Annotated in this window: 17 protein-coding genes; 9 read left to right on the top strand and 8 right to left on the bottom strand. The window is 67.5% G+C overall.

Going from position 1 to position 15,877, the window contains the following annotated elements:
- Positions 1 to 10: 10 nt before the first annotated feature.
- The 3 genes from QX073_RS06020 to QX073_RS06010 form a co-directional block, all read right to left on the bottom strand.
- The gene (locus QX073_RS06020; RefSeq protein WP_315712084.1) at positions 11 to 589 is read right to left on the bottom strand and encodes a hemerythrin domain-containing protein; all 579 of its coding nucleotides are present in this window, start codon (positions 587 to 589) and stop codon (positions 11 to 13) included.
- Positions 590 to 729: 140 nt separating this feature from the next.
- Entirely contained in the window at positions 730 to 1,959 is a 1,230-nt protein-coding gene (gene hemA, locus QX073_RS06015; protein WP_315712085.1) for a 5-aminolevulinate synthase, read from the bottom strand.
- Positions 1,960 to 2,142: 183 nt separating this feature from the next.
- Positions 2,143 to 3,291: a PLP-dependent cysteine synthase family protein gene (locus QX073_RS06010; RefSeq protein ID WP_315712086.1), complete on the bottom strand. Its 1,149-nt coding sequence runs from the start codon at positions 3,289 to 3,291 to the stop codon at positions 2,143 to 2,145.
- 778 nt (positions 3,292 to 4,069) lie between these two features.
- Between QX073_RS06010 and QX073_RS06005 the strand changes: the two genes are divergently transcribed.
- The 3 genes from QX073_RS06005 to QX073_RS05995 all read left to right on the top strand — a co-directional run bounded on the left by QX073_RS06005 (position 4,070) and on the right by QX073_RS05995 (position 7,131).
- On the top strand, positions 4,070 to 5,098 hold the full coding sequence (locus tag QX073_RS06005; protein WP_315751644.1) for a PrsW family intramembrane metalloprotease: 1,029 nt from the start codon (positions 4,070 to 4,072) through the stop codon (positions 5,096 to 5,098).
- Between the two features lie 129 nt (positions 5,099 to 5,227).
- Positions 5,228 to 5,815, top strand: coding sequence for an HdeD family acid-resistance protein (locus QX073_RS06000; RefSeq protein WP_315712090.1), 588 nt, complete (start codon positions 5,228 to 5,230; stop codon positions 5,813 to 5,815).
- Positions 5,816 to 6,045: 230 nt separating this feature from the next.
- Positions 6,046 to 7,131, top strand: a complete 1,086-nt coding sequence (locus QX073_RS05995; RefSeq protein ID WP_315751645.1) for a 3-deoxy-7-phosphoheptulonate synthase — start codon at positions 6,046 to 6,048, stop codon at positions 7,129 to 7,131.
- A gap of 49 nt (positions 7,132 to 7,180) precedes the next feature.
- Here QX073_RS05995 and QX073_RS05990 read toward each other — a convergent pair whose 3' ends face one another.
- From QX073_RS05990 to epmA, 3 genes are read right to left on the bottom strand one after another with little or no spacing between them, the layout of a single operon-like run.
- Positions 7,181 to 7,438, bottom strand: coding sequence for a hypothetical protein (locus QX073_RS05990; protein WP_315712092.1), 258 nt, complete (start codon positions 7,436 to 7,438; stop codon positions 7,181 to 7,183).
- A 36-nt stretch (positions 7,439 to 7,474) separates the two neighbouring features.
- Positions 7,475 to 8,569, bottom strand: coding sequence for a lysine-2,3-aminomutase-like protein (locus QX073_RS05985; RefSeq protein WP_315751646.1), 1,095 nt, complete (start codon positions 8,567 to 8,569; stop codon positions 7,475 to 7,477).
- Positions 8,566 to 9,615 (bottom strand): EF-P lysine aminoacylase EpmA, encoded by a 1,050-nt coding sequence (gene epmA / locus QX073_RS05980; RefSeq protein WP_316225451.1) that lies wholly within the window; start codon positions 9,613 to 9,615, stop codon positions 8,566 to 8,568. Before epmA ends, QX073_RS05985 begins: the two co-directional genes overlap by 4 nt.
- A 138-nt stretch (positions 9,616 to 9,753) precedes the next feature.
- Here epmA and efp point away from each other — a divergent pair, with 138 nt between their 5' ends.
- From efp to QX073_RS05965, 3 genes are all read left to right on the top strand, one after another.
- Positions 9,754 to 10,320: an elongation factor P gene (efp, locus tag QX073_RS05975; RefSeq protein ID WP_315712097.1), complete on the top strand. Its 567-nt coding sequence runs from the start codon at positions 9,754 to 9,756 to the stop codon at positions 10,318 to 10,320.
- A gap of 39 nt (positions 10,321 to 10,359) precedes the next feature.
- Entirely contained in the window at positions 10,360 to 11,976 is a 1,617-nt protein-coding gene (locus QX073_RS05970; RefSeq protein ID WP_316203589.1) for a M23 family peptidase, read from the top strand.
- 61 nt (positions 11,977 to 12,037) lie between these two features.
- Positions 12,038 to 12,301: a hypothetical protein gene (locus QX073_RS05965; RefSeq protein WP_315712100.1), complete on the top strand. Its 264-nt coding sequence runs from the start codon at positions 12,038 to 12,040 to the stop codon at positions 12,299 to 12,301.
- Positions 12,302 to 12,388: 87 nt separating this feature from the next.
- Here QX073_RS05965 and QX073_RS05960 read toward each other — a convergent pair whose 3' ends face one another.
- Both QX073_RS05960 and QX073_RS05955 read right to left on the bottom strand, forming a co-directional pair.
- Positions 12,389 to 12,571 (bottom strand): hypothetical protein, encoded by a 183-nt coding sequence (locus tag QX073_RS05960; RefSeq protein WP_315712101.1) that lies wholly within the window; start codon positions 12,569 to 12,571, stop codon positions 12,389 to 12,391.
- 59 nt (positions 12,572 to 12,630) lie between these two features.
- The gene (locus tag QX073_RS05955; protein ID WP_315826897.1) at positions 12,631 to 13,101 is read right to left on the bottom strand and encodes a carboxymuconolactone decarboxylase family protein; all 471 of its coding nucleotides are present in this window, start codon (positions 13,099 to 13,101) and stop codon (positions 12,631 to 12,633) included.
- 54 nt (positions 13,102 to 13,155) lie between these two features.
- Between QX073_RS05955 and QX073_RS05950 the strand changes: the two genes are divergently transcribed.
- From QX073_RS05950 to QX073_RS05940, 3 genes are all read left to right on the top strand, one after another.
- Positions 13,156 to 13,710: a MarR family winged helix-turn-helix transcriptional regulator gene (locus QX073_RS05950; protein ID WP_316170488.1), complete on the top strand. Its 555-nt coding sequence runs from the start codon at positions 13,156 to 13,158 to the stop codon at positions 13,708 to 13,710.
- 60 nt (positions 13,711 to 13,770) lie between these two features.
- Positions 13,771 to 14,991, top strand: a complete 1,221-nt coding sequence (locus tag QX073_RS05945) for a lytic murein transglycosylase (protein ID WP_316203588.1) — start codon at positions 13,771 to 13,773, stop codon at positions 14,989 to 14,991.
- A 91-nt stretch (positions 14,992 to 15,082) separates the two neighbouring features.
- Positions 15,083 to 15,853, top strand: a complete 771-nt coding sequence (locus tag QX073_RS05940; RefSeq protein ID WP_316203587.1) for a DUF6968 family protein — start codon at positions 15,083 to 15,085, stop codon at positions 15,851 to 15,853.
- Positions 15,854 to 15,877: the final 24 nt, after the last annotated feature.

Genomic DNA, 15,877 nt, shown 5'->3' with positions numbered 1-15,877 from the left:
CAAAACGCCATCAGCCGGCGGTGGCGCGCGCCTGCTCCGCCTCCTGTTCCCAGCGCAGGATGGTCCGCTCGAGATTGTGGAATTTCTCGGCGACGTCGCCGTCGAACAGCGGGTCCTTGCGGTCCGACATGCGGGCGTCGATATCGGCCCAATCCTCCGCCTGAAGGGCGCGCAGCGCCGCCGGAAACAGCAGGGTCTCCTCCTTGCGCAGATGCTCGCGCTGGCTGTCGATGAACTCATGCACGGCGGCGTGGAAGCTCTCGCGCAGGATCTCCTGGTCCGACAGCACCGCGTTCACGGCGTCGGCAAAGCCGCGCAGCCGCTGCGCCTCGGTCTCGTGCTCGTCGTCGACGTCGCCATAGGCTGCGGCCGCGGCAGGGTCGCGTTCGCGCAGCTTGCCGAAGATCATCTCCTCCTTGGGATGATGACAGCGCTGCGGATAGTCCTCGAAATAGGCGATGATGCTCTGCAGGATGTCGTAGTCCGGCCGCCGATTGTGATCGAACAGCTCCAATTCGTGCTCGAGCACCGAGAGAAGCTTCTCGAGATTCTCGTGCTCCTGCAGCAGCGCTTCGATGATCCTTGCCATGGCCGCCCTCGCCTGTGCGCCGGCTGGGCCTTGCCGAACCGGCATTTTCCCTGAACGCAACAGACTACGCCCGCGCGAGCGCGGGCGGCATTGCGGCAGATCAAACTGACAGACCGATGTGACGGGTCAGCGGAAACGGCTCACTCCGCGGCCAGCGCCTGCGGCGCCCGCGCAAGGCCGAGCCGGTCCCAGACGTCGACCAGCGCCTCGGCCAGGGCGTCGATCAGGCCGTCATCATGGTAAGGCGATGGCGTGATGCGCAGCCGCTCCAGGCCGCGCGGCACGGTCGGATAGTTGATCGGCTGGATGTAGATGCCGTGCTCGGACAACAGCAGGTCGGACGCCGTCTTGCACTTCTCGGGATCGCCGACATGCACCGGCACGATGTGGGTGTCGGACGGCATGACCGGCAGGCCCGAGGCGTTCAGCACGGCCTTGAGCCGCGCCGCCCGGTCCTGGTGCCGATCACGCTCCCACTGCGAGGTCTTGAGATGGCGGATCGCGGCGGTCGCGGCGGCGCAAACCGGCGGCGGCAAGGCTGTGGTGAAGATGAAGCCCGGCGCATAGGAGCGGACGGCGTCGATCAGATTGGCATTGGCGGCAATGTAGCCGCCGAGGCAGCCGAAGGCCTTGGCGAGCGTGCCCTCGAGGATGTCGATGCGGGCCATCGCGCCGTCGCGCTCGGCGATGCCGCCGCCGCGCGGGCCGTACATGCCGACCGCATGGACCTCGTCGACGTATGTGAGCGCGCCATAGCGCTCGGCGAGATCGCAGATCCGGTGCAAGGGCGCGACATCCCCATCCATCGAATACAGGCTCTCGCAGACGATCAGCTTGGGACGGTCGGGATCGGCCGCCCGCAGCAGCTCTTCGAGATGGGCGAGGTCGTTGTGCCGCCAGACCTGCTTCTCGCTCCCGGCCTTGCGGACGCCCTCGATCATCGAATTGTGGTTGAGCGCGTCCGACAGCAGCAGGCAGTTCGGCAGCAGTTTCGCGATGGTCGAGATGCCGGTCTCGTTGGAGACGTAGCCCGAGGTGAACACCAGAGCCGCTTCCTTGCCGTGGAGATCGGCAAGCTCGCGCTCGAGCTCGATCAGCGGATGGTTGGTGCCGGCGATGTTGCGGGTGCCGCCGGCGCCGGTGCCCATGCGCGCGGCAACGTCGACCATGGCGCCGATCACCTTCGGATGCTGGCCCATGCCAAGATAGTCATTGGAGCACCAGATCACGACATCCTTCGGCCCCTCCGGCGAATGCCAGATCGCGCGGGGGAAGCGGCCGGCGAGGCGCTCCAGATCGGCGAAGACGCGATAGCGCCGTTCCTGGTGCAACTGGTCGAGGGCGCGGTCGAAATAGCTGTCGTAGTTCATCACCTGATCCGTCCTTCCCCTGCTCGCGTCCCGAACCTGCGTTCCGGCGCGCCCTTGGAGGCCTGTTCGGGGTCGGACCAAAGCGCAATCCGTCGCGTCCTTCGTTGATCCAGATCAGGGATCGCGCACGATGCCGGGCATCCGGATGCCGCTCGCCGCGGTCCGCGACGCCCTCGGAGGCGTTCAGGCGCGCAGCGGGTTCTCCGCATCGGCAACCTCGAGCCGCAGCGGCGCACCGGTGTCGAGGAAGGCGGACAGAGCTGCCTCGTACGGCGCGGGGTCGAGACCGCGCGCGGAGAGCCATTGCGGCTCGTAATAGGTTTGGCGATAGCGCTCCCCGGAATCGCAGATCAGCGTGACCAGTGAGCCGCTCTGTCCATCCTGCCGCATCTCGGCCGCCAGCCGGCACAGCGCCAGGAAGTTGGTCCCGGTCGAGCCGCCGACCGGCCGGCGCAGCCGCCGCGTCAGGACGTTCATCGCCGCGACCGAGGCGGCATCCGGCACCTTCATCATGCGATCCACGACCCCCGGCACGAAGGATGGCTCGCAGCGCGGACGGCCGACGCCCTCGATCAGCGACGGCCGTTCGCACGTCCGGGCGCTGTCGCCGTTGCAGAAGGCGTCGAAGAAGGCCGAATGCTCGACATCGGCGACGCACAGCCGCGTCGGATGCCGGCGGTAGCGCAGATAGCGGCCGATCGTCGCCGACGTGCCGCCGGTGCCCGCGCCCATCACGATCCATTCCGGGAGCGGACGGCGCTCGCCCTGCAACTGGTTGAAGATCGACTCGGCGATGTTGTTGTTGCCGCGCCAGTCGGTAGCGCGCTCGGCGAAGGTGAACTGGTCCATGTAATGGCCGCCGAGCCGGCTCGCGAGCGCGGCCGCCTCGGCATAGAGAAACCGGCCGTCATCGATGAGATGGCAATTGCCGCCGTAATGCGTGATCGCGGCGATCTTCTCTTCCGAGGTGGTGCGCGGCATCACCGCGTAGAACGGCACGCCGATCATCTGCGCGAAATAGGCTTCCGATACCGCTGTCGACCCGGAGGAGGCCTCGACCACGGGCGTGCCTTCCCGGATGTGGCCGTTGCAAAGCGCATAGAGAAACAGCGATCGAGCCAGCCGATGCTTGAGGCTCCCGGTCGGGTGGGTCGATTCGTCCTTCAGGTAGATGTCGATGCCGGCGAGCGCGGGCACGATCAGCCGGATCAAGTGCGTGTCGGCGGTCCGGCACTGGTCGGCCTCGATGGCCGCCACGGCGTCGTCGACCCAGCCACGGCGATAGCGTGGACCACAGGCTCTGTCGGAAGCTGACCAAGACGGCGAATTCATCGCGGCAACCGACCATGATCCCTTCGCCGCATCAAGCCCGCCCGGCCGCCCATGCCGAGCAAGCTGGGGGCAAATGGCAGTTCGGCGCCGGCTGCCGCGCCTTGGCACCGCAACGGAGCGAAAGGGCTTCGCGTTTGCGCCAGCGAAAAACGCTCGCATCGCTTGCAACTCATGGAATGCACGCGCGAATTTCGGAAGAATTTTTGAATGACGGCGAGAATGGTCAAATATTTGCACGCTTTTGCGGCCAAGCTGGGCATCATCGAATGGCACGACCGAGTCGAGCCTGCATCACGGGCGACCCAAGCCTGCTCCGAGGGGCACCATGAGAGTTCTTTCGATTGTTCTGGTCGCGTGCGCGATCAGTCAGGCCGCTTTCGCTGAAGGTCTGGAATGCCGGCGTGTGGCCGACCCGACACCACGATTGAGCTGCGTGGAAACGCCGACGACCGCCCAGGCGCCAACCACCTCCCGCACCGACGCCTGGACCCCGGTCGAACCGCGCCAGGAGGCCCCGGTGCGCGGCGGCGATGCGACGGCGCCGAGAGCCTCCCGGCCCCGTTGAGACCAGCCGGGCGGCAGCCGACGGCGGCTGCACTCGGCCCTGCAGCGGTCCCTCCCCCAATCGAGCCCCCGGACGGGGTTCTTTCCCTTGAAGGGCGGCTCATTCTGCCGACATGTAGATCTTGCCGTGCGGCCACGGACCGATGTCAAATCCATTCTCCGCGCGGGTGGTGGAGGGTCGGTTCGGCCCCGCCGCATTGGATGATCGGAGACCATGGCTTACTTGCCATCGCAAATGAACCTTCTCGAAGCCCTCGCGACCGTGATCGGCACCGCCGCGATCGCGCCCGCGCTGCTGATCCTCTGGCTGGTGGTCGCCGCCGGTGACAATTCAGGCCCTCCGCTCAAGATCTGGACCGCCTTCCTGCTCGGGGCAGCCAGCGTGCTCCTGCTCGGCATTATCAGGACGCCGTTCCAGCATGTCGGGCTGACATTGGAGAATCCCTGGATCGCCCAGGCGGTCCGGGCCCTTTTTGGCGTCGCCTTGCCGGAAGAGCTCGCCAAGGTCGCGGTGATCGCCGCGCTGTGGTCGCGGCGCCGGCAGGTCGGCAATGCCATGGACACGGTATTCTACGGTGCCGCCGTCGGGCTCGGCTTCGCGGCTTACGAGAACCTGGCTTATCTCGTCCAGCATGCCGAGATGTGGCGCTCGCTGGCGGTGCTGCGCAGCGTGCTCACCGTGCCGTTTCATGGCGCGCTCGGCATCATTGCCGGTGCCTATCTCGCGATCGCCCGCACCAGTACGGCGCTTGGCGCCAACCGCCACAATCGCGAAGGGGCGCGGCTGTCGAGCTGGGCGCTGGTGCTGGCCGCACCCGTGATGCTGCATGCGGCCTTCGACTATCCATTGCTGTTGCTGCAGCGGGCATCGACCCTCGACACCGCCGCGCGCCTCTGGCTCGGCGGCATCAGCGTGCTGATCGGGTTCTCGTCGATCGCCCTTGCCGTGCGGCTGGTGCGCCGGGTCGCCCATCACCACACGCCGCGCACCGAGGTGGCGCGGGCAAGGCTGAGCCAGCTGCGCAGGATGTGGGCGCTGCTCCTGCTCGGCGGCGCCGCCGGCTTCGTCGGGCTCGGATTCGTGCTGACCTCCATCCGGCATTGGCTGCTCAACCCTGACCGCAATGTCGCCGCGGTTCTGGTTCCCCTCGGTCTCACCGCGATCATCGTCGGGATGGCCCTTCTGATTGTCACAACGACGATCTATGTTTTCGGTCGCAACCGGATTCGGACGACGGCATAATCCCGGCATCGCGGGGCCGGCAGAGCAACCAAATGCGCATTGCGCGCTTGTCCGGGCCGCAGGTCCTCACCATGTGCGTGGGCAGGCGGCCGCGGCGTTAAGCGCGTGAGCTTGCCCGGAGTGACGATCATGACCCTTCCCCAGGATACGATTCCGCCCGAGCTCGAGCGCATGAAGTCGCAGATGGGCGCAGCCGTGCGCGCGCATTGGAAGGCCTTCCTGATCGAGGGCATCCTGCTCGCCGTTCTCGGCCTGCTCGCGATGATCCTCACCCCGCTGGCAAGCCTCGCGGTCACGATCTTCCTCGGCTGGATGTTCCTGATCTCGGGCATCGCGGGACTCGCGCTCACCTTCTGGGCCCGCGGCATGCCCGGCTTCTGGTGGTCGCTGTTGTCGGCAGTGCTCGCCATCGTCGCCGGAGTCATCCTGGTGGCGCAGCCGGTCCAGGGGACGGTGACGCTAACGATCGTGATCGGCGTCTATTTTCTCGCAGAAGGCGTCGCCACCATCATGTATGCGCTGGAGCACCGCCGCGAGCTGTCCGGGCGCTGGTCGTGGCTGGCAATCTCGGGCGTGGTCGACATCGCGATCGCCGGCATCATCATTTCCGGTCTGCCCGGCACGGCGTTGTGGGCGATCGGTCTGCTGGTCGGCATCAACCTGCTGTTCGGCGGGCTGTCGATGATCGGCATGGCGCTCGCCGCGCGCAACGGTTGACGCCGGAGGGCTCGATTTTCGGGATGACAAGCGGCCGCGCGGCCGCTATAGGATGGGCATGATCAACGCCGCCACCAGCTTTTATTGGTACTTTAGCTACGACAACTCGCTGGCGGCGGGAGGATCGCGCTCAATCTGACACATTGCAGCAAGATATCCGAACGAGCCGCCAGACCTGGCGGCTTTTTTATTGCCGGCAGGTGCCCACCCAAGAGACCCAGGAGCCCGCCGTGCTGAGCACCACAGACGATCTTCGTATCAAGGAAATCAAGGAATTGAGCCTGCCGGCGGAGGTGATGGGTGAAATCCCCCGCACCCTCACCGCCACCCGTGTGGTGATGGCCGCGCGCAACGCGATCCATGCCATCCTGACCGGCAGCGACGACCGCCTGCTGGTCATCGTCGGCCCCTGCTCCATCCACGATCCCGACGCGGCGGTCGACTACGCCGGCCGCCTCGCCGCCTTGCGCGAGCGCCTCGCCGACCGCCTCGAAATCGTGATGCGGGTCTATTTCGAGAAGCCGCGCACGACCGTCGGCTGGAAAGGCCTGATCAACGATCCCGGCCTCGACAATTCCTTCGACATCAACAAGGGCCTGCGGCTCGCGCGCAGCGTGCTGTCCGCCGTCAACAATCTCGGCCTGCCGGCGGGATGCGAATTCCTCGACATGACGACGCCGCAGTACATCGCCGACCTCGTCGCCTGGGCCGCGATCGGCGCGCGCACCACCGAGAGCCAGATCCACCGCGAGCTGGCCTCCGGCCTGTCGTGCCCAGTCGGCTTCAAGAACGGCACCGACGGCAACATCCGCATCGCCGCTGATGCGGTCAAATCGGCGGCCCACCCGCACCATTTCATGGCGGTGACCAAGGGCGGCCGTTCGGGCATCGCGGCCACAACCGGCAACGAGGACTGCCACATCATCCTGCGCGGCGGCAGCGGCCCCAATTACGACGCCGCCCATGTCGAGCAGGCCGCGGCCGAGCTGATCAAGTCCGGACTGCCGGCGCGGCTGATGATCGACACCAGCCATGCCAATTCGAGCAAGAAGCCGGAGAACCAGCCGCTGGTCGCCGCCGACGTCGGCCGCCAGCTCGCCGCAGGCGAGCAGCGCATCATGGGCGTGATGATCGAGAGTCACCTCATCGCGGGACGCCAGGACGTCAAGCCGGGCGTGGCACTGACCTACGGCCAGAGCATCACCGACGGCTGTATCGGCTGGGACACGACGGTGGAGGTGCTGGAGCAGCTCGCCGAAGCCGTCGCCGCCCGGCGTGCGGCGCTTCGCAACTCCCCGCGTGAGCGCTCGGCGTAACACTCACGACCGATCAAGCGGCGCGCGTCGGGCGCGCCGCAGATCGCGCTCAGCAGCCGCGGCAGATGCCCTTGATCTTGCGATCGAGCTCGCGGTCTTCCTTGGTCGTGCCGCTCATCGAATTGTCCTCGGCCTGCTCGGCCTTCGGCAGGTCGCTGGGGCGCACCTGACGATGGCCGACCGGCGCCTGCGGCGGCATGCCGCTCTTCGATCCGGTGCCGGCGGAGGAGCCGCTGCCGCTCTGCGCCAGCGCGATGCCATCGGTGACGGCCATCAGGAGCCCCATCGCGATCGCAAATTTCTTCATGTTGCTCCTCCGTGTCAGCGGAATCGGCAGGACACTTCATCCCGCGGCGGGCGGATAGAGGTGCGCCTCACCGCAATAGTCAATCACACGATAGCGCGTTTGCGCAGCTGCCGCATGATCCTGCTCAACAGTTTCATCCGCAGTGAGGTATTGCGGCCCCACCGGCGCCTTGCCGTAGCCGCCGGGGATGTCGAGCACGTAGTCGGGCTGGCACAGGCCGGACACCCGGCCGCGTAGCGTTCGAATCAGCGCCTGCCCTTGCGCCAGCGTGGTGCGCAGATGCGCCGTGCCCGGCGCGAGGTCGCCATGGTGCAGGTAATACGGCTTGATGCGGGTCTCGACGAAGCCGCGCATCAGCGCCTCCAGGGTCGCCGCGTCATCATTGACGCCGCGCAGCAGCACCGACTGGCTGACCATGGGAATGCCGGCCTCGATCAGCCGCGCGCAGGCCGCGCGCACCGGCGGACTCAATTCGCGCGGATGATTGGCATGCAGCGCGATCCAGGTCGTTGCGCCCGGCGCCTTCAGCGCGTCAACCAGCGCCGGCGTGATGCGCTGGGGATCGGCGACCGGCAAACGGGTGTGGATACGGACGATCCGGACGTGATCGATGCCGGCGAGATCGGCCATGATCTCCTTCAGCCGCCGCGGCGACAGCATCAGCGGATCGCCGCCGGTGAGGATCACCTCCCAGATCTCGTCATGTGCGCGGATGTAGTCGAGCGCCGCGCGATAGGCCTCCTCCGACAGCGCATTGTCCTTGCCGGGCCCGACCATCTCGCGACGGAAGCAGAAGCGGCAATAGACCGCGCAGACATGCACCAGCTTGAGCAGCACCCGATCGGGATAGCGGTGCACGATGCCCGGCACCGGCGCATGCGAATCGTCGCCGATCGGATCGCCGCGCTCGCCAGGCGCGGCCTTCAGCTCATCCGTGCTGGGCACGAACTGGCGCGCGATCGGATCATTCGGATCGTCGACGTCGATCAGGTCGGCGAGATGCGTCGTCACCGCCACGGCATAGCGCTGCGCCACGCGCGCCAGCGCCGGCTGGTCCGCCGCGTCAGCCAAGCCCTGCGCGACGAGATCCTCGGCGCTGCGCAACGTGGTCGGACGTTCGATCCTGTTCATCGCTCACCTGCCGGCGGCGTCCACACCACCTGATCGATCCTGGTGGTGCCGGCCGCCAGCATCACCAGGCGGTCGAAGCCGAGCGCCACGCCGCTCGCCTGCGGCATCGCGGCCACGGCGGCGAGGAAGTCCTCGTCGAGCGGATAGCGCTCGCCATAGCGGCGCTCCTTCTCGGCCATCTCCTGCTCGAAGCGGCGGCGCTGCTCGGCGGCGTCGGTGAGCTCGCCGAAGCCGTTGGCGAGCTCGACGCCGCAGGCGTAGACCTCGAACCGCTCGGCGACGCGGGGGTCGGCCGCCACCCGCGCCAGCGCGGCCTCCGGCGCCGGATATTCATGGAGCACCGTGAGCCGACCCTGCCCGAGATGCGGCTCGACATGTTCGACCAGCACCTTGCTGAACAGGTCCGACCAGGTGTCGTCGTCGCTGATCCGGATCTTGCCGGCGGCGGCCTGGGCCAGCGCCCCACGGTCGCCCGCACCGTCGCGGATGGTCGCGAGCAGGTCGATCCCGGCATGGCGCGCGAACGCGCCGGCAACCGTCAGCAGCTCTGGCTCGGCGAAGGGATCCGCGGTGCGGCCACGAAAGGCGAACCGCCGGATTCCGGTCGCCTGAGCCGCATGGGCGATCACCACGACCGTGTCGGCCATGATCGCGTCGTAGGGCACCTCCGCCCGATACCATTCCAGCATGGTGAATTCCGGCAGGTGCAGGTCGCCGCGCTCGCGGTCGCGGAACACACGGGCGAACTCGAAGATCCGCCGCTCCCCGGCCGCCAGCAGCTTCTTGCAGGCGAATTCCGGCGAGGTTCGAAAATACCGCCGGTGCCGGGTTCCGTCCGGCGCCGTCAGGTCGGTGCGCGGTGCGTGCAGATGGGTCTCGTTGCCCGGCGACACCTGCAGGATGCCGGTCTCGACCTCGGTAAACCCCTGCTCGTCGAACCAGGCCCGCAACGCCCTGGTGATGGCGGCCCGGGCGAGCAGGAACGGCCTGACATCGGCGTGCCGCTGCGGCGACCACCAGGGCGAAGGCGCGGGCTCCCGGGACATCAGGAGGTCGCCCGTTCGGGCCGCAAAAGACTGGCAACCCCGGACAAAATCAGTATGTTGCCGCCCGAAACCGCATTCCGCGTCGCGTGGCGCCCCGGCTTGGTCCGGCGCCCCCTTTTCAGTGTCAGGAAAACAGCTTTGAAAGTCATCGCCAGCTCTATTCGCAAGGGTAACGTCATTGAGCAAGATGGAAAGCTCTATGTCGTCGTGACCGCCGAGAACATCCATCCCGGCAAGGGCACCCCGGTCAGCCAGATCGAAATGCGCCGAATCAGCGACGGCGTGAAGATCTCCGAGCGCTTCAAGACCACCGACCAGGTCGAGAAGGCTACGATCGAGGAGCGCAACTTCACGTACCTCTACGAGGATGCGGACGGCTTCCACTTCATGAACCCGGAGACCTACGACCAGGTCCAGGTGCCGAAGGACGTGGTCGGCAACCAGGCCGCCTATCTCCAGGAGAACATGACGGTCAAGCTGTCGATGCACGACGTGGTCCCGGTGGCGATCACGCTGCCGCAGCGCGTCACGCTCGAGGTCGTCGAGACCGAGCCGGTCACCAAGGGCCAGACCGCGTCGTCGTCCTACAAGCCGGCGGTGCTCTCCAACGGCGTTCGCACCGGCGTGCCGGCGCACATCACGGTCGGCACCCGCATCGTCGTCATGACCGAGGACGGCTCCTACTGCGAGCGCGCCAAGGACTGAGGCATCTCGAGGATCTGACGCCGGGGGGCGCGGGGGGATTTGGGGGCACGGGTCATCACACTCATCGCCGCCCTGGCGGCGATCATCACGCTGGCCGCGCCGTCCACGACGCGCGCGGCCGATGACTTTGCTCCGCCCGCCCTCACCATCAACCGCGCCGACTGGCGCGCGGCGCTGGAGCAGCTCCGCTCCGAACTCAACGCGGCGCCCGAGGTCGCTGCCGACTTCGCTCTGTCCGCGCACCGGAGCAGCGTTTCGGCCGGCGATGCGCGGCGCAGGCCCGCGCTGGTCCAGCTCAACGGCGTGACCTCGACCATCTTCACGGGGATCGGACGCAGTCCGGTCCCTGTTTTGCTGCCGTTCGACGCCACGTCTTATCTCGCTGCGCGCCGCAGCGCCGCCATCGCGGCGCGCGATCTGCCGCGCTATCAGGCCGACTTCCAGACCGACCTGTTCGATGCCGGCCCGTCCGGCTACGACGCCGTGTTCTCGCTGCCGCCGGAGATGACCTCCGGCCTTCCGCCGCGCGTCTTCGCAAAGCCGGTCGAGATCCAGATCACCGGCTCGCTCCTCACCTACGATGTCGCCGATCCCGCCGGCGGCAAGGGCGAAGGCGTCAAGGCGCTGTCAGCGCAATATCCCGATCTGCGCCGCTTCATCCGCGAGGGCTATGTCCGCTACGCCTTCACGCGCTTCGGCGTGCCCTACGTGGTCTCGATCCAGTGCCTGGACAGCGCGCCGCGGCCGCGCCGGCTCGCCTGCCGCGAGGCCTATCCCATCGCCGAACGCTTTCTCAAGGCGCTGCGCATCGCCGGCGGACAGCCGTCGCGAATCCCGCCGGAGATCGCGCCGCTCGCCGCCGAGCGCCCGCTCACGCTGGATGCCGATTTCACCTATCGGCCTGTTGGCGACATCGTCGCCAACAGCGGCGGACGCGGCCGGAGCGGGCGGGCCGACCGCACCGTCTATTCGCAAATCCGCTATCCGCTGGATGCGCCGGCCTATGTGCATTCGCAGTCGTTCGGCCGCCGGCGCGCGAGCGACAAATTCGACCAGCCATGGAGCCAGTATCCCTGGCGCGACAATTTCTGCGAGGCGCGCAGCTTCAACGTCGGGCAGTGCGCCAGCGGCTTCGGCCATCAGGGCCAGGATCTCAGGCCGGGCGCCTGCCCTGTGCGCCGCGACGGCGCGGACGGCTGCAACCCGTGGCGGCAGCGCGTGCTCGCCGTGCGCGACGGCGTCGTGATCCGCTCGACCCGGCAGCAGGCGGTGACGGTGCAGGTCAACAGCGGCACCGAGCACATCCGCTTCCGCTACATGCACATGAATCCAGCGGCGATGGATGCCGACGGCCTGCTCAACGGCCGCAGCCTTCGCGAGGGCGAGCCGATCGGCGTGGTCTCGAACTATCTCGACCATCCCAACGGCACCACGCGCCATCTGCATTTCGACGTCCAGTTGTTCACGCGCGACGGCTGGATCTGGGTCAATCCCTACGTGACGCTGATCACAGCCTATGAGCGCCTGATCGGCGGCCGCGGCCGCGAGGTCGGGCTGGAGGAGATCGCCGCGTCGCCGCCGTCGACGACCGGCGCACTCGGATCGTCACCGCTCGGACCAGCGGCCGACGCCGCCGCAGGGCGCGACCGGAACTGATCGCCGGCGGGCCCGGAACCGAGACCCACCGCTCCGGGTTGTCTGGTCAGGAGGATCGCAGATGATGACAGCCAACCCGCATCGCAGAGCCGGACCCGCGCTCGTTTCAACCGCGATTGCGCTGCTCTGCGTGGGCGCGCTGACGATGCTGGTGCGCGACCGCTGGCATCCGCCGGAAATCAAGTCCGCCGAGGCGGCACGGCATTCGATGACCGGCCAGGTCGCCCGCGCCGCCGGCGCGCGCGTGATGCCGACCGACCCCAGCCTCGCGGTCGAGCCGAAGCCGGAAGGTCCCCAGCGGGCGCAGCCGGCGAATCCGTTTTGAGCGCAGCCCCCTTGCTGATCGGTTCGAGCTGACTGCAAGCGGCATGTGTCTCTTGCAACTCCAAGGAGACGGCCAAGGAGCAAGAAGTCATGCCGACCACTTGTCCTCTTCGCGGCGGTGCTCCTCGGCGTTGAGACGATCCGCAATCTCTTGCGCCATCGCCTCGTTCTTCGTCGTTGCGATCGGCTTGCCGTCCTGGCGCTGCACGCGCTCCTTGTCGGCTTCCAGCGGAAAATCCTCCGGCTTGAGCGGTTCGTCCGTCCCGGTCATGCGCGCCTCCTCTGCCTCCCGCGTATAACCCGCCGGGCCGTGCTGCGGTTCCGGACAACTCACGAGGCCGCCCGCACCGGCCGCTCCGCCGGCGTCCAGCGGAAGGCGACGCCATAGCGATTCCAGAGATTGATCACGCCGATCGCCGACGTCAGGAACACCAGCTCCGTTTCCGAGAATTCGGCCCGGGCCTGAGCATAGACCTCGTCGCTGACGCCGCCCTGCAGCGTGGTCAGCGCCTCGGTGAACGCCAGCGCCGCGCGCTCGCGGGCCGAGAATTGCGGCGCCTCGCGCCACACCACGACGAGATTGATCTTGTCGGCGGACACGCCGAGCTTCTCGGCCAGCAGCACATGATGCTGCACGCAGAATGCGCAGCCGTTGATCTGCGACGCCCTGATCTTGACGAGTTCGAGCAACTGCTTGTCGAGGCCGGCCTTCGCCGCCTGCTGACTCACCGCAAGGATGGCATCGTAAAGCTCCGGCGCCTGGCTCCGGAATGCGGTGTACTCGCTTCGCGCATGTGACATGGGCCTGTCTCTCGTGTTATCAGATGTCTGACAACTTATCAGGGCTCTGATGATATGCGCAAGGCACCGGAATTGACGACCGCGCGAGCGCCGCGAAAGGCCGGCCCCGCGCGTCGGCCCAGGAGTCAAACCCAGACTCGACCCAGGACGGCGGCCCGCCCGCCATCGCCCGGCGAGGGCAAGCGCGGCGAGGACGGCTACCTTGCCTATCTGCTGCGCCAGGCGCAGGCCGCGGCGCGGTTGTCGCTCGACCGCGCGCTCATCGCGACCGGGCTGACGCATCCGCAATTCGTGGTGCTGACGATGCTGAAGGCCTATCCCGGGCAGTCCGGCGCCGACCTCGCCCGCGTCGCGCTGCTGACGCCGCAGACCGTCAACGTGATCATCGGCAATCTCGAACGCGACGGCGCCATCGAGCGGACGCCGCATCCCGTCCACGGTCGGATGCTGCGATGGAGCCTGACGCGCCGCGGGCTGGCGCTGCTGGCCAAGGCGCGCCGGCAGGCCACCATCATCGAGCGCAGGCTGGCCCGCGGCTTGAAACGGAGCGAGCTCGCGACCATCCGCCGCTGGCTGGCGCACGTCGCGGCCGACCTCCACGGCGCCTAGCCGGTTCCCGCCGCTCCCAAGGCTTTGCCGCGCCCCGCCCTGACCGGGTAGACTGGCGCCATGACCCAGCCCGATTCCATGACCCGCCGCGCCTTGCTCCGCTCCGGCTTTGGCGCTGCCGCGCTGCTCGTCCCCGCGCTGCCAGCGGCGGCTGCCCCAGCCGAATTCGAGACCTGGCGCGACGGCTTTCGCGCCCGCGCGCTTGCCAAGGGCATCTCGCAGGCCACCTGGACCCGCGTCATGGCACGGCTCGAGCCCGACATGACCGTGTTCAAGGAGATGCGCAACCAGCCGGAGTTCAAGGAGCAGCTCTGGCAATACATCAACCGTCGCGTCTCCGACTGGCGCGTCATCAACGGCAAGATCGCGCTGCAGAAGAACGAGGCGCTGTTCGCGCGCATCGAGAAGGATTTCGGCGTCGAGCGCGGCACGCTTCTCGCGCTGTGGGGCGTCGAGTCCGCGTTCGGCGATCCCCTGGTGCAGCAGAACCACATGCGCCCGGTGTTTCCGGCGCTCGCCGCGCTCGCCTGGAACGAGCCGCGGCGCAAGGCCTATTGGGAGACCGAGCTCACCAATGCGCTGAAGATCGTCGACCGCGGCTGGAGCACGCCGGAGGAGATGCGCGGCTCCTGGGCCGGCGCCATGGGTCACACGCAATGGATGCCCGAGGTCTGGCTCAATGTCGGCTTCGACTATGATGGCGACGGCAAGATCAACCCGTTCGGCCGGCCCGACGACGCGCTCGGCTCGACCGCGCGCTATCTCGTCAACCGCGGCAAATATCACCGCGGCGAGCACTGGGGCTACGAGGTGCGCGCGCCCGGCAACATGTCTGGCAGTCGCAGCTATGCGGCGTGGCAGGCGGCCGGCGTCACCCGCGCCGACGGCCAGCCGTTCCCGCAGCCCAATGCGTCAGCGCAGCTCTGGATCCCGGTCGCAGGCGGCCCCGCCTTCCTGCTCGGCCCGAACTTCTACTCGGTGAAATCCTACAATCCGACCATGAGCTACGCGCTCGCGATCTGCCATCTCGGCGACCGCATCCTGGGGGCACCGCCGTTCCTGCAGCCCTTCCCCGGCTCCGAGCGCGCGCTGACCTTGGCCGAGGTGCAGGAGATGCAGAAGCGCCTGACCGCAGCCGGCTTCGACACCGGCGGCACCGACGGCCGCGTCGGCAACGACACCATGAAAGCGATCCGCGACTTCCAGGCCAAGGCCGGCCTCCAGCCGGCCGACGGCTATGGCGGGCTCAAGGTGCTGGCGAAGCTGCGGCAAGGCGGCTGACGGCCGTCCGCGCGGGTCGGATCGCGCATACGTGCTTACCGCTCGCCGCACGAATTCATCGGGATCAGGAACCTATCGACCGGAGTGAGCAATGACGATGATCGTGGCCGAGCGCACCTACCGGAATGTGGCGACAGGCAACGATGTCGCCGCGCGGGTGTTCGCGCCCGAACGGGTCGACGACTTCGAGTGGCGCTGCAGGATTGCCATCGAGGGGTTGGAGAGCCCCGTCGACAAGTGGATCAGCGGTGTCGACTCGTTTCAGTCGCTGTGTCTGGGGCTGAAACTCCTCTGCAGGCTGCTTACGGAGGACGAGGGGAGCCTCGCCTTCCTCAATGGAGACCCCGGTGACGTCGATGTCCCGCTGATCGCAGACTGCTGCTTTCCGCAAACGCGGACCGAGGCTTTGCGCTTCATCACCGAGCGCGACCGCGAGCTGCTCGACGCCCTGCCTGGTCCGATCCCGTCGGTGCCGCCGGAAAATGTACCCGAGACGAAATTGACCGAGGTCGTCGCCGAGCGTGTGCTGCGCGATGTGACGACGGACACCGCCGTCGTCGCCAGACTGTCCGCGCCCAGACGGGCCGGACCGAGATCCTGGTACTGTGACATTGAAATTCGCGGCTTGGGCAACCCGTTCGAAATGGCCATCTCCGGCGTGGATTCGTTCCAGGCCTTGTATCTGGGCCTTTACCGGATCTGCGTCCATCTGGAGAAGCACGAGCATCACCTGGCCGATGCCGTGGACGGCGCACCGGCGGGAGACGCCAATCTTCCCTTCATCTCGTTCTGTCCGCCCGAGGCGAAGCAAGAGGTCCATCGCGACATGCGCGACAAGCTCACGACGGAGGCCCGGCCGTAGCGACGGCGCGGAGTACGACGACCA

It is taken from the genome of Bradyrhizobium sp. SZCCHNS3052 (assembly GCF_032484495.1).
Classification (GTDB): Bacteria; Pseudomonadota; Alphaproteobacteria; order Rhizobiales; family Xanthobacteraceae; genus Bradyrhizobium.
Note: the sequence above shows the minus strand (reverse complement) of the source record. Positions and strands in the feature narration are given on the sequence as shown.

Excerpts from the sequence above, each read along its gene's own strand:
- QX073_RS06005 (WP_315751644.1), top strand. The coding sequence starts at position 4,070 with ATGGCTTACTTGCCATCGCAAATGAACCTTCTCGAAGCCCTCGCGACC.
- epmA (WP_316225451.1), bottom strand. The coding sequence starts at position 9,615 with ATGTCCCGGGAGCCCGCGCCTTCGCCCTGGTGGTCGCCGCAGCGGCAC.
- QX073_RS05940 (WP_316203587.1), top strand. The coding sequence starts at position 15,083 with ATGACGATGATCGTGGCCGAGCGCACCTACCGGAATGTGGCGACAGGC.
- QX073_RS06020 (WP_315712084.1), bottom strand. The coding sequence starts at position 589 with ATGGCAAGGATCATCGAAGCGCTGCTGCAGGAGCACGAGAATCTCGAG.
- QX073_RS05945 (WP_316203588.1), top strand. The coding sequence starts at position 13,771 with ATGACCCAGCCCGATTCCATGACCCGCCGCGCCTTGCTCCGCTCCGGC.
- QX073_RS05990 (WP_315712092.1), bottom strand. The coding sequence starts at position 7,438 with ATGAAGAAATTTGCGATCGCGATGGGGCTCCTGATGGCCGTCACCGAT.
- QX073_RS05965 (WP_315712100.1), top strand. The coding sequence starts at position 12,038 with ATGATGACAGCCAACCCGCATCGCAGAGCCGGACCCGCGCTCGTTTCA.
- QX073_RS06000 (WP_315712090.1), top strand. The coding sequence starts at position 5,228 with ATGACCCTTCCCCAGGATACGATTCCGCCCGAGCTCGAGCGCATGAAG.
- QX073_RS05985 (WP_315751646.1), bottom strand. The coding sequence starts at position 8,569 with ATGAACAGGATCGAACGTCCGACCACGTTGCGCAGCGCCGAGGATCTC.
- QX073_RS05960 (WP_315712101.1), bottom strand. The coding sequence starts at position 12,571 with ATGACCGGGACGGACGAACCGCTCAAGCCGGAGGATTTTCCGCTGGAA.
- hemA (WP_315712085.1), bottom strand. The coding sequence starts at position 1,959 with ATGAACTACGACAGCTATTTCGACCGCGCCCTCGACCAGTTGCACCAG.
- QX073_RS05955 (WP_315826897.1), bottom strand. The coding sequence starts at position 13,101 with ATGTCACATGCGCGAAGCGAGTACACCGCATTCCGGAGCCAGGCGCCG.
- QX073_RS05950 (WP_316170488.1), top strand. The coding sequence starts at position 13,156 with ATGCGCAAGGCACCGGAATTGACGACCGCGCGAGCGCCGCGAAAGGCC.
- QX073_RS06010 (WP_315712086.1), bottom strand. The coding sequence starts at position 3,291 with ATGAATTCGCCGTCTTGGTCAGCTTCCGACAGAGCCTGTGGTCCACGC.